Source organism: Methylorubrum podarium, assembly GCF_022179745.1.
In the GTDB taxonomy this organism is placed as follows: Bacteria; Pseudomonadota; Alphaproteobacteria; order Rhizobiales; family Beijerinckiaceae; genus Methylobacterium; species Methylobacterium podarium.
Window position 1 is genome coordinate 1 of the sequence record NZ_BPRD01000401.1, and the last position, 11,732, is coordinate 11,732.

At 70.4% G+C, this 11,732-nt stretch carries 10 protein-coding genes and 1 pseudogene; 8 read left to right on the forward strand and 3 right to left on the reverse strand.

The window, feature by feature from the left end:
• Positions 1-585, forward strand: a 585-nt coding sequence (locus MFF42_RS19060; RefSeq protein ID WP_238257153.1) for an adenylate/guanylate cyclase domain-containing protein, incomplete at its 5' end; no start/stop codon positions are given.
• A gap of 15 nt (positions 586-600) precedes the next feature.
• Here MFF42_RS19060 and MFF42_RS19065 read toward each other — a convergent pair.
• Positions 601-1,788, reverse strand: coding sequence for an L-dopachrome tautomerase-related protein (locus tag MFF42_RS19065; RefSeq protein WP_238257154.1), 1,188 nt, complete (start codon positions 1,786-1,788; stop codon positions 601-603).
• A 276-nt stretch (positions 1,789-2,064) separates the two neighbouring features.
• On the opposite strand from MFF42_RS19065, the gene MFF42_RS19070 reads away from it, so the two are divergent.
• The 7 genes from MFF42_RS19070 to MFF42_RS19100 all read left to right on the forward strand — a co-directional run bounded on the left by MFF42_RS19070 (position 2,065) and on the right by MFF42_RS19100 (position 10,102).
• Positions 2,065-4,989 (forward strand): monovalent cation/H+ antiporter subunit A, encoded by a 2,925-nt coding sequence (locus MFF42_RS19070; protein WP_238257155.1) that lies wholly within the window; start codon positions 2,065-2,067, stop codon positions 4,987-4,989.
• On the forward strand, positions 4,989-5,357 hold the full coding sequence (locus tag MFF42_RS19075; protein WP_096487404.1) for a Na+/H+ antiporter subunit C: 369 nt from the start codon (positions 4,989-4,991) through the stop codon (positions 5,355-5,357). The genes MFF42_RS19070 and MFF42_RS19075 overlap by 1 nt, the downstream gene beginning before the upstream one ends.
• Entirely contained in the window at positions 5,354-7,006 is a 1,653-nt protein-coding gene (locus MFF42_RS19080; protein ID WP_238257156.1) for a monovalent cation/H+ antiporter subunit D, read from the forward strand. The genes MFF42_RS19075 and MFF42_RS19080 overlap by 4 nt, the downstream gene beginning before the upstream one ends.
• Positions 7,003-7,491: a Na+/H+ antiporter subunit E gene (locus MFF42_RS19085; RefSeq protein ID WP_238257157.1), complete on the forward strand. Its 489-nt coding sequence runs from the start codon at positions 7,003-7,005 to the stop codon at positions 7,489-7,491. Before MFF42_RS19080 ends, MFF42_RS19085 begins: the two co-directional genes overlap by 4 nt.
• Positions 7,488-7,772 (forward strand): K+/H+ antiporter subunit F, encoded by a 285-nt coding sequence (locus MFF42_RS19090; protein WP_238257158.1) that lies wholly within the window; start codon positions 7,488-7,490, stop codon positions 7,770-7,772. Before MFF42_RS19085 ends, MFF42_RS19090 begins: the two co-directional genes overlap by 4 nt.
• Positions 7,769-8,110, forward strand: a complete 342-nt coding sequence (mnhG, locus tag MFF42_RS19095) for a monovalent cation/H(+) antiporter subunit G (RefSeq protein ID WP_238257159.1) — start codon at positions 7,769-7,771, stop codon at positions 8,108-8,110. Before MFF42_RS19090 ends, mnhG begins: the two co-directional genes overlap by 4 nt.
• A gap of 294 nt (positions 8,111-8,404) precedes the next feature.
• Positions 8,405-10,102, forward strand: a complete 1,698-nt coding sequence (locus tag MFF42_RS19100) for a methyl-accepting chemotaxis protein (protein WP_238257160.1) — start codon at positions 8,405-8,407, stop codon at positions 10,100-10,102.
• 135 nt (positions 10,103-10,237) lie between these two features.
• On the opposite strand, the gene MFF42_RS19105 is transcribed toward MFF42_RS19100, so the two are convergent.
• Both MFF42_RS19105 and MFF42_RS19110 read right to left on the reverse strand, forming a co-directional pair.
• Positions 10,238-11,089, reverse strand: coding sequence for a glycosyltransferase family 2 protein (locus MFF42_RS19105; protein ID WP_238257161.1), 852 nt, complete (start codon positions 11,087-11,089; stop codon positions 10,238-10,240).
• Positions 11,086-11,732 (reverse strand): annotated as a pseudogene (locus MFF42_RS19110) (right-handed parallel beta-helix repeat-containing protein); the annotation flags it as partial. The pseudogene MFF42_RS19110 and the gene MFF42_RS19105, both read right to left, overlap by 4 nt.

The window sequence follows — 11,732 nt, forward strand, 5'->3', positions numbered from 1 at the left end:
GGCGAGGAGCGCTTCGTCGTCGTGCTGTTCGCGGACCTGCGCGGCTCGACCCGGTTCGCCGAGGAGCACCTGCCCTACGACACCGTCTTCGTCATCGGCCGCTTCCTCGGCGCGGTCGGCCGGGCAGTGCGCGAGTCGGGCGGATCGGTGAACCAGCATCTCGGCGACGGGCTGATGGCGATCTTCGGCCTCGACCGCGACCCGAAACACGCCGCCCGCGACGCCCTGAGGGCGGTCGACGGCATCGCGCGCCACGTGGAGCAGCTCAACCGCATGCTCGCCGCCGACCTCGGCGAGCGCCTGCGCTACGGCGTCGGCCTGCATGCGGGCACGGCCATCGTCGGCGAGCTCGGCGACGAGACCGAATCCCGCTTCACCGTGCTCGGCGACACGGTCAACGTCGCCGCCCGGCTGGAGAGCTTGACCGGACCGATGCGGCAGGTCGCGATCGTCTCGGAGGCCGTCTACGAGGCCGCCGGCCTTCCCCCCGGCGCGCTCCAGGAGCTGACCCTGACGGGGCGGGCCCAGCCGCTCCGGGCGCGCCTGATCGGCACCGACGTGCCGGCCGCGCTTCAGGAGAGCTGATCAGCCGGTTCCCCCTCAGCGTGCCGGTGCGGCTCCGGTCGAGCCCGTGGCGTCGGGCGCGGGCGGCTTGATCGCCCACAATTCCGTCGGCAGGCTGATCGGTGCGCCCGGCTTGTAGTCGGCCGAGTCCTGAATGTGCGAGGTGGTGACGTAGATCGTCCCGTCCGGTCCCTCGCCGAAGGTGTCCGGCCAGCGCAGGGACGGATCCTGCACCAGGGTCGTCAACCCGTCCTTGCCGCCGGACAGGTCGCGCACCTTCACCGCATTGTCCTGCGGCGAGGTCACGTACATCCGCCCGTCGCGGCGGGCGATCAGCAGTCCGTCGGCGACGCCGTTCTCGCCGACCTTCGCGACCTTGCCCGCGAGGCTCTTGTCGGTCAGCGTGTCGGGCACCAGAGAGGCGGCGGCCCAGCCGGTGAGCGCGTCGGTCGGCAGGCTGTAGAGCGTCTTGCCCTTGATCGCCTGCCAGTAGAGCGTCTTGCCGTCATTCGAGAGCGCGATGCCGTCGGCGGCGAATTCCACGCCGCGCCCGTCGGGCCGGCGCAGCGGCTTGCCGTCGTAGCTCACGGTGACGGACTTGTCGGGCATGGTCGAGGGATCGCCCGAGAGGATGCGCTTGGCCGAGCCGCTGTCGAGATCGACGACGATCAGCGCGCCCTCGGCCCCGGAATCGGTGAGGTAGGCGGTCTTCCCGTCCGGCGCGATCCGCACGTCGTTGAGGTAGGAGGCCTGAAGCACCGTGGTGGTGTCGAAGGGGATCGTCTTGATCACCGTGTTGGTCTTGAGGTCGATCCCGACGAGCTTCGGCCCGTCCTTGATCACGTGGGCCATCGCGGGAGCCGCGGCATCCACCACCCAGAGCCGGTCCTGCCCGTCGGCGACGACGCTCTGCACGCAGACGAAATGATCCTTCGGCGAGAGCTCGTCGGCCCGCGCGTTGCGCCACGCGTTCCACTGATCGTCCGGGAAGGGGACGGGCTTGCCGTCCTTGAGTTCGGCCACCGAGACCGGCGCGTCCTCGCTCCAGCGCGGGAAGTTGACGAAGATGCGCCCGTCGCGGGAGACGGTGACGCCGGTGACCTGATGCTCGAAGCTCGCGACCTTTGTGAGCGCGGCCTTCCCCTCCTGCGCCCGGACGGGGAGGGGGCACGCCACCGTTCCGGCGAGCAGCGCGACGGCGAGGGCGGTCAGGGATCGGGTCATGGTCGGGCAGCCTCGGGCGAGAGGATCGAGCGCAAGTCTCCGACGCAACCCCGGCCCTGCCGGCCGAGGTCCCTCACGAAATCGTTGTGCCGCCTATGCCCGGCGGCGCGTACACCCTCGCTGCATCGGCGCTGTGCCGCGGTCTGCACCCTAGATCGCCCGCGCGGATTCGCTTCGGGCCTGTGGCACGGAGCGAAAATTTGCCTGCGGTTTCGCTGGAACGGTTCAGGTTTGCTCGCCGTTACTCGCGCAGTTTTGACCTTCTCGGAGGATTTTATGCGCAAATCCCTTCTCGCCGCCGCCGCGATCCTCCCCTTCGCGGGCTCCGTGCTCGCAGGCGCCCTGCCGAGCCATGCGCGCACCGCCGCCGCATTGCTCGCCGGGCTCGTGACGCTGACGAGTCTCGGCTGCATCCTCGCGCTCACGCCGCAGCTGGCGGGCGGCAGCACCGTCGTCCACGCGGTCGAGTGGCTGCCGAGCCTCGGCGTCAACCTCGTCCTGCGGCTCGACGGGCTCGCCTGGCTGTTCTGCGTGCTGGTGCTCGCCATCGGCGCGCTGGTGGTGCTCTACGCGCGCTACTACATGGCCGCCGCCGACCCGGTGCCGCGGCTGTTCTCCTACTTCCTCGCCTTCGTCGGCGCGATGCTCGGCATCGTTCTCTCCGGCAACCTGATCCAGCTCGTCCTGTTCTGGGAACTGACGAGCATCGTCTCGTTCCTGCTCATCGGCTACTGGTACGACAACGCCGCGGCGCGCGACGGGGCGCGGATGTCGCTGACGATCACCGCCGCAGGCGGCCTCTGCCTCCTGGTCGGCACGATCCTGATCGGACGCATCGTCGGCAGCTACGACCTCGACACGGTGCTGGCCTCGGGCGACGCGATCCGCAACAGCCCGCTCTACCTGCCGGCCCTGGTGCTGGTGCTCATGGGCGCGCTCACCAAGTCGGCGCAGTTCCCGTTCCACATCTGGCTGCCCCGCGCCATGGCGGCGCCGACGCCGATCAGCGCCTATCTCCACTCGGCCACCATGGTGAAGGCCGGCATCTTCCTGATGATCCGCCTGTGGCCGGTGCTGTCGGGCACCGAGCAATGGTACTGGATCGTCGGCAGCGCCGGCATGGCGACCCTGCTCGTCGGCTCGTGGAGCGCGATCTTCCAGCACGACCTCAAGGGTCTGCTCGCCTACTCGACCATCAGCCATCTCGGGCTGATCACGCTGCTGCTCGGCCTGAACTCGCCGCTCGCCGTGGTCGCGGCGATCTTCCACACGGTGAACCACGCGACCTTCAAGGCGTCGCTGTTCATGGCGGTGGGCATCATCGACCACGAGACGGGGACGCGCGACATGCGCCGCCTCTCCGGCCTGTGGCGGGCGATGCCCTATACCGGCACCCTCGCCATGGTCGCCGCCGCGGCGATGGCCGGCGTGCCGCTGCTCAACGGCTTCCTCTCCAAGGAGATGTTCCTGTCGGAGGCGGTCGACAACATGGGCGACCACCCGATCCACATCGCCCTGCCGGTACTGGCGACGCTCGCCAGCGCCTTCACCATGCTCTACTCGCTGCGCTTCATCCGCCAGACCTTCTTCGGCCCGCCCCCGCACGACCTGCCGGAGACGCCGCACGAGCCGGTCCGCTGGATGCGCATCCCGATCGAGCTCTTGGTCCTGACCTGCATCGCCATCGGTCTCGTCCCGAACCTGACCATCGGCCCGGCGCTGGCGCGGGCCGTGAGCGCGGTGTTCGGCGCGGACGCCCCGACCTACAGCCTGGCGATCTGGCACGGCTTCAACCTGCCGCTGGTGCTCAGCCTGACCGCCCTGTTCGGCGGCGTGCTGCTCTACGTCCTGTTCGGCAAGCGCATCGACACCAATCCCCGCGGCGGTCCCTGGCTGATGGACCGGCTCGACGGGGGCCGGCTGTTCGAGCGGGCGATGACCGGGCTGACCAAGGGCGCCCGCGCGCTTGAGTTGTGGTTCGGCGCCGAGCGGCTCCAGCCGCAGCTGCGCATCCTGTTCCTCGCCGCCCTGCTCGCCGCGCTGGCGGCGGGCACCGCCCGCGGGCTCGACCTGTCGGCACCGGGCCGGCTGACGCCCTTCGATCCCGCCTTCGCGCTGATGTGGGTCGTCGGTGCGGCCTGCGCGGTCGGCGCGGCGGAGCGGGCGAAGTATCATCGCCTCTCGGCCACGATTTTCGTCGGCGGGGCGGGTCTGGTGAGCAGCCTGACCTTTCTCTGGCTCTCGGCGCCGGATCTCGCCGTGACGCAGATCCTCGTCGAGATCGTCACCACCGTGATGCTGCTGCTCGGCCTGCGCTGGCTGCCGAAGCGCGACGCGGCGATCCCCGCTCCCCCCTCGGAGCGGGCGCGGGCGCGCCGCCGCCGCATCGTCGACCTCTGCATTGCCGCCTTCGCCGGGCTCGGTCTCGCCGGGCTCGCCTACGCCGTCATGACCCGCCCGGCGGGCGACGGCATCGCGCGCTGGTTCATCGAGGAGGCCTATCCGCAGGCCGGCGGGCGCAACGTCGTCAACGTGCTGCTGGTGGATTTCCGCGCCTTCGACACGCTGGGCGAGATCTCGGTGCTCGGCATCGTCGGGCTCACGGTGTTCGCCCTGCTGCGCCGCTTCCGCCCGGCGCCGGACAGCCTCGAGCGGCCGAAGCAGCAGCACAGTCACGACGCCTACGACCGCGCCCGCGAGGGCCGCAAGCCCGGCGACACCGCCGCCGACGCGCTCCTCGTGCCGCGCGTCGTGATGACGTGGCTGTTTCCCTTCATCATCCTCCTGTCGCTGCACCTGTTCCTGCGCGGGCACGACCTGCCCGGCGGCGGCTTCGCGGCGGGCATCGCGCTCACCATCGCCTTCATCCTGCAATACATGGCCTGCGGCGCGCAGTGGGTGGAGGAGCGCCTGCGGATCCAGCCGATCGCCTGGATCGGGCTGGGCCTGCTGATCGCCGTCGCGGCGGGCGCGGCCTCGTGGGTGTTCGGGCGGCCCTTCCTCACCGCCTACTTCGCCTATTGGGAGCTGCCTCTGCTCGGAAAGGTGCCGGCGGCGAGCGCCCTGGTGTTCGATCTCGGGATCATGGTGCTGGTGGTGGGCGCGAGCGCTCTGATGCTGGTGGCGCTCGCCCACCAATCCCTGCGCCGCACCCGCAGCAGCGAGGCGGAAACGGAACAGGCCGGCGAGGAGACGGCGTAATGGAGATCGTGCTGTCAGCGGGAATCGGCATCCTGGCCGCCTCCGGCGTGTGGCTGATGCTGCGCCCGCGCACCTTCCAGGTGGCGCTCGGGCTGTCGCTGCTGAGCTACGCCGTCAACCTGTTCATCTTCGCCATGGGCCGGCTCACCGTCGGCGCGCCGCCGGTGCTGGGGAAGGGCGCCGAGGTCGTCTCGGTCGATGATCCGGTGCCGCAGGCGCTGGTGCTCACCGCGCTGGTGATCAGCTTCGCGCTCACCGCCCTGTTCCTCGTCGTGCTGCTCGCCGCCCGCGGCGTCACCGGCAACGACCACGTCGACGGCCGCGAGCCGCATCACGCCGAGCCGACCCCGGAGAACCCGCATCCATGACCGCGCCTCTCCTGAGCGGCCCCGGCGCGGTCCTGTGGTCCGACCATCTCATCGTCCTGCCGATCGTGCTGCCGATCGCGGTCGCCGGGGCGATGTTCCTGATGGACGAGCGACGCCACCGGCTGAAGGCGGCGCTCAGCCTCGGCACGGTGCTGGCGATGCTCGCCACCGCCCTCGTCCTCGTCGCCCGGGTGACCGCGGCGCCGGAGGTCTACCGCCTCGGCGACTGGGCGGCGCCCTACGGCATCGTGCTGGTGGCCGACCGGCTCTCGGCCATGATGCTGACGCTGGCGGGCGTGCTCGGGCTCTCCGCCCTCGTCTTCTCCTTCGCCCGCTGGGGCCGGGCGGGGCCGCGCTTCCACGGCCTGTTCCTGCTGCTGCTGATGGGGGTGAACGGCGCCTTCCTCACCGGCGACGTGTTCAACCTGTTCGTGTTCTTCGAGGTGATGCTCGCCGCCTCCTACGGGCTCGTCCTGCACGGCTCGGGCGAGAGCCGCATCCGCGCGGGGCTCGGCTACATCGCGGTCAACCTCGTCGCCTCGCTGTTCTTCCTCGTCGGCGTCAGCCTGATCTACGGCACCATGGGCACGCTCAACATGGCCGACCTCGCCCGGCGGCTCGCCAGCCCGCCGGCGGAAGCCGGCCTGTTCGAGGTCGGCTGCGCCGTGCTCGGCATCGCCTTCCTGATCAAGTGCAGCGCCTGGCCCCTCGGCTTCTGGCTGCCGACCACCTACGCCGCCGCGACCGCCCCGGCGGCGGCGATCCTGGCGATCCTCAGCAAGGTCGGCGTCTATGTCGTGATCCGCCTGAGCCTGCTCCTGTTCGGGGCCGGCAGCTCGGAGGGCTTCGGCCAGGGCTGGATCCTCGCCACCGGGCTCGCGACGATCGCCTTCGGCACGGTCGGCATCCTCGCCGCGCGCGACCTGACGCGGGCGGCGGGCTACGCGGTGATGATCTCCTCGGGCACCGTGCTGGCCGCCCTCGGCACCGGCAGCGCCGGAGCGCTCTCGGGAGCGCTCTACTACCTCGTCGGCTCGACCTTCGCCGCCGCCGCCCTGTTCCTGCTGGCCGAGATCCTCCAGCGCGGCCGCGACCCGGCGGACGCGGCCCAGCCCGTCTTCGCCGACGAGTACCGCGATCCCTTCGACGATGCCGGCGCCACCGAGATCGGCCGGGCGATCCCCGCCACGGTGGCGATCCTCGGCGGCGGCTTCCTCGTCTGCACGCTGATGCTCGCCGGCATTCCGCCGCTCGCGGGCTTCGTCGGCAAGCTGGCGATGTTCTCGGGCCTTGCCTCCGGCACGATGACCGCGCCGGCATGGTGGCTCATCGCCGTGCTCACCCTGTCGAGCCTCGGCACCCTGATTCCCCTGGTCCGGCTCGGCATCTTCAGCCTCTGGGTGCCCCACGACGACCCGCAGCCGGTGCTGCGCACGCCGGAACTCGCGAGCCTGAGCGTCCTGCTCGCGGCCTGCCTCGCGCTCGCCCTGTGGGGCGGGCCGGCGCTCGCCTATACCGAGGCCACCGTGCGCTGGCTGTCGCAGCCGCAGGACTACGTCCGCGCCGTGCTCGACGCGGGCGTGGGCAAGGGGGCGAGCAAGGGGGCGGGCAAGGGCTCAGCGCAGAACAAGACGGGAGCGGGGTCATGAGCGCGCTCCTGCCCCACCCCTTCCTCTCGGCCGGCCTCACCCTGATGTGGCTCGTGCTGAATGCGCCGCCGAGCCCCGGCAACATCGTGCTCGCGCTCCTCATCGGGCTGATCGTCCCGGCCGTGATGCGGGCGCTGCGCCCGACGCCGGTCCGGGTGCGCCGCCCCGGTCTCGCCGTCCGGCTGCTGTTCACCGTCCTCTACGACATGCTGCGCTCGAACATCGACGTGGCGAAGATCATCCTCGGCCTGCACCGCGGCGAGCGGCGCACCGGCTTCGTCTCGATCCCCCTCGACATGACGTCGTCCTTCGGCCTCTCGGTGCTGTCGATCATCCTGACCGCGACGCCCGGCACCCTGTGGGTCCAGTACGATTCCCATAGCGGGCGCCTGCTCATGCACCTCCTCGACGCCGCCGACGGCGAGGACTGGGTCCGGCGCGTGAAGGACCGCTACGAGCGCCCCCTGATGGAGATCTTCGCGTGAGCGCCGCCACCGTCCTCGACTGGGGCCTCGGCCTCGCCCAAGGCATGCTGGTGCTGGCGATGGCGCTGGCCGCGTGGCGGATGCTGCGCGGCCCCCGCGCCCAGGACCGCATCCTCGGCCTCGACACGCTCTACCTCAACGGCATGCTGGCGATCGTCGTCCACGGCATGCGCACCGGCAGCGGGCTCTATTTCGAGGCGGCGCTGATCCTCGGCATGATCGGCTTCACCGCCACCGTGGCGCTCGCCAAGTTCCTGATGCAGGGCGAGGTGATCCGGTGAACGGACCCGACCTGCCCGCCTGGGCGGCCTGGATCGTCGTGGGGCTGGCGCTCGCCGGCGCCGGCTTTTCCCTCACCGGGGCGCTGGGGCTGATCCGCCTGAAGACCTTCTACGAGCGCGTCCACGCCCCGACGCTCGGGGCCACGCTCGGCGCGTTCCTGATCCTGACCGGCTCGATGCTGCTGCTGTCGCTGGTCGAGGGCCACATCGTCCTGCGCGACGTGCTGATCGGCCTGTTCATCACCCTCACCACGCCGGTGACGATGCTGCTGCTCGCCCGCGCCGCCGCGCACCGCGACCGCACCGAGAAGAACCCGAAGGCGCCGCCCGAGCCGTGATGTCTTCGGTTCGCGCCTGACGATCCGGTCCGGGGATCGCGAGGCCCGGCGTCGCGTGCCGATTGGGAGCCTGCCGCGTCGTGGAGCGGGGCGTGTCCGGTCTCGGAAGCGGGCATTAGCGCCGGCTTCGTTCGAGCGATACACTGGTCCAGTCTCAAAATCACATTTGCCCTTGGGCCATTATACTGTCTTTACGTCGCAAAATTTCGCTTTCATTAATCGGTGTGGATTAGGCTTCCAACGTTCCCTGAAAAGACTGCTAGTCTCGGTGCGGCACGATTGCAGAGGCTGACCATGCTGAAGATCAACAACCTCAAGATCATCATCAAGCTGGCTATTCCAGCACTGATTTTGGCCCTTGCCGCCGGCAGCGTCGTATTCGTCGCGCGCGTCAATCTCACGACGCTTGAGGAGAACACGCGGCACATCATCGACGTGGATTCGACACGCGCCATCGTCGCGCTGCAACTAGAAGCCGCCGTCGATGAGGCGGTCATTCAGGAGAAGAACGTCATCATCGAGACCGGCGAGGCCGCGATGGCCGAGCATTTCGCGCTGTTCAAGGCGAGCAAGGAGCGCGCTCTCGCGGCCATCGATCGACTCATCGCCCTGGCCGACACCGAGACGCGCCGGACGACGAACATGGGCATCAAAGCGAGCCTGCTCGACTTCTTCACAGTGGCGGAGCGTTCCGTCGCCCTTGGGCTGAAGAATGAAACCGACGCGGCGACGAAGGTGTCCAACCTCGAAGTCCGTCCCGCGCGGACGAAGATCGCCGCTGCGATGAACAAGCGAGTCGAATCCAATCTCGAGGATCTCAGGACTGCGAAGGCCAGGGCGGCGGAGACGGCCGAAGGTGCGCGGCGGATGCTCACGCTCGGCGCGGCGATCGGATTGGTGATCGCGTTCGGCCTGCTCGCCGCGATCGTCATCCTGGGCATCACCCGTCCGCTCGGCAATCTCGTCGCCGTCCTGCAGCGCATGGCTGAGGGCGAGATCGACTCGGAAATCAGAGAGGCCGCGCGGGGTGACGAGATCGGTGCGGTCGGTCGCGCCGTGGAGGGCATCAAGGCCATGGTGGCCCGCAAGGCTGCCGAGGAGGCCGAGGTCAAGCGCCGCGCAGATGCCGCCGCCGCGGCCGAGCGGCGGCGCACGATGATCGAGCTGGCGGACGGCTTCGAGCGCGCCGTCGGCGGCATCGTCGGCACGGTGTCGTCCTCGGCCACCGAGCTGCAGGCCACGGCTCAGCAGATGACGGCGAGCGCCACCGAGACGGCCTCGCAATCCACCACCGTCGCGGCGGCGGCCGAGGAAGCCGCCTCCAACGTCAACACGGTCGCGGCGGCCGCCGAGGAACTCGGCACCTCCGTTGAGGAGATCGGCCGCCAAGTGCACGGTTCGGCGGGCCTCGCACAGGCCGCGGTCGGTGAGGCCGACCAGACCACGCATCTCGTCCAGGCCCTGAAGACGACCTCGGCCCGGATCGGCGACATGGTCGGTCTCATCTCGAACATCGCCTCGCAGACCAATCTCCTGGCGCTGAACGCCACGATCGAGGCGGCGCGCGCCGGCGACGCCGGCCGGGGTTTCGCGGTCGTGGCCACCGAGGTGAAGGAACTGGCCGGCCAGACGGCCCGTGCCACGGAGGAGATCAGCGGGCAGATCGGCGAGATCCAGGGCGTGACGGACCAGGCCGTCTCCGCGATCGGGGCGATCTCGAGCCGGATCCGGGAGATCAACAGCGTGGCGGCCAGCATCGCCGCCGCCGTGGAGCAGCAGGGGGCGGCCACGCAGGAAATCGTGCGCAACGTGTCGCAAGCCTCGGTCGGCACCGCCGAAGTGACGCGCAACATCACGGGCGTCGCGCAGGCCTCGGAGGAAACGGGGGCCGCGGCCAACCACCTGCTCTCGTCGGCTTCGCAACTGTCGCAACAGTCCGAACACCTGTCGGCGGAGGTACAACGCTTCCTCGCCACCGTGCGCGCCGCCTAGAGCCCGCGCTCCGAAACGGCGGACAGGGACGGGTGTCCGACCTGTCCGCACCAAGCTCGGACACATTGCATTTCGTCATCGATCGAAGTGCTTCGGTCTGTCCGCAGACCGGACGCGGCTTCGCCGCGGCGCGCTCTAACCCCGTAGACGCGCCACCGCCGCCTTCCGCACCCGGCTCGCGTAGAACGAGAGAAAGCCGCGCTGGGCGTGGTCGCCGGGGGTGCGCAGGACGAGGCCGGGATCGACCAGCATCCGCCGGCCGGTGGCGGCGGCGACGCGGCGGTTGAAGGTGAGGTGCTCGCAGCGGGCGTAGGCCTCGTCGCGATAGGAGCCGAGGCGGTAATCGGCGCCGCGGTAGAGCGTCAGCCCGTTGAAGGCCGAGCGACAGGTCGTCTCGCGCTCGCGGGTCAGGGCGCTCTGCGCCGGGTAGATCGTGCCGGAGAAGAAGCGGTAGTAGCCGAGCGCCCCGCGGCGGTGACGGGCGATGTCGTCGAGGAGATATTCGTAGCTCACCGCCTCGTCCTCGTAGGCGAGCAGGTCGTAATAGTGCGGCTGCGACGCCGCCGAGACCGCGAACAGGTCCGGCCGCTCCAGCTTGGCCAGCGCCGCCAGGACGGCCCCCGCCTCGGGCGGGCGGGCCATGACGTTGTCGATGTCGGCGACGCAGACGAAGGCCGGCGGCGGCCCCTGCGCGGCGAGGACCTGCTTGAGGTGCTCGCGCCCGAGCGCCATCCGGGCCAGCCGGCCGCGGGTTTCGGCCATGAAGCCAGTGGGGACGTGGCGCAGTTCGCCCCGTGCCTGCGCCGCCGCGAGCAGGGCCCCGGTGCCGTCGCGGGAATCGTTCTCGCCGACGAAGGCGCGGCAATCGAGGCCCTCCGCCCGCAGCGAGGCCAGGAAGCGCAGGAAGGCCGGCAGCGTGGCGGCGCAGTTGCGCGCCAGCGCCAGGACCGCGATGTCGGGGCGCTCGTCGTCGACCGGGTGGTTCATCGCGCAGCTTCCTTCGGGGTGGTGAGCGGGGGCCGGGACTCGGCGGTCCGCCCCGCGATCCGGCAGGCGCAGGCCGGTTGGGCCGCGACCTCGCGCTGCGGATCGAGCGGAAGCGTCCGGTTGAGGGACCAGAGCGTGCCGGGGCAGTTCTTGGCGTCCCACCACGGGTTGGCCCGGCCGGTGCGAGCGCGCCAATCGACGCTGTTCCCGCTCACCGTCACCGTGTGGCAGGGCTCCGCGTACTGGTTCCAGACCGAGATGCCGACATTGGTGAAGGGTTGCGGCCGGGCGATCACCACGTTGCCGGCGATCGTCATGTGATGGCCGCTCGCCACCGCGATCCCGTACTGGCCCGGATCGATCAGCAGGTTGTCGCGGGCCTCCAGATAGGCGCCGCCGCCGTCGCCGAGCATGATCCCGCCGCCGGATTGGCTCGGCCCGCCGCCGACGAGGCGGTTGCGGCTGACCAGGATCGGCTCGCCCGGCTCGCCGCGCGACTGGAACAGGCTGATCGCGTCCTCGGGCACGCCGCGGCCGGGATCGTTCTCGCCGATGTTGCAACTGATGCCGTTGCCGGCCCCCGACACCTTGTCGAACTGCACGAACTGCCCGGCGGGAATCGGCCCGCGCACGTTGCGCACGC

Excerpts from the sequence above, each read along its gene's own strand:
- MFF42_RS19065 (WP_238257154.1), bottom strand. The coding sequence starts at position 1,788 with ATGACCCGATCCCTGACCGCCCTCGCCGTCGCGCTGCTCGCCGGAACG.
- MFF42_RS19070 (WP_238257155.1), top strand. The coding sequence starts at position 2,065 with ATGCGCAAATCCCTTCTCGCCGCCGCCGCGATCCTCCCCTTCGCGGGC.
- MFF42_RS19075 (WP_096487404.1), top strand. The coding sequence starts at position 4,989 with ATGGAGATCGTGCTGTCAGCGGGAATCGGCATCCTGGCCGCCTCCGGC.
- MFF42_RS19080 (WP_238257156.1), top strand. The coding sequence starts at position 5,354 with ATGACCGCGCCTCTCCTGAGCGGCCCCGGCGCGGTCCTGTGGTCCGAC.
- MFF42_RS19085 (WP_238257157.1), top strand. The coding sequence starts at position 7,003 with ATGAGCGCGCTCCTGCCCCACCCCTTCCTCTCGGCCGGCCTCACCCTG.
- MFF42_RS19100 (WP_238257160.1), top strand. The coding sequence starts at position 8,405 with ATGCTGAAGATCAACAACCTCAAGATCATCATCAAGCTGGCTATTCCA.
- MFF42_RS19105 (WP_238257161.1), bottom strand. The coding sequence starts at position 11,089 with ATGAACCACCCGGTCGACGACGAGCGCCCCGACATCGCGGTCCTGGCG.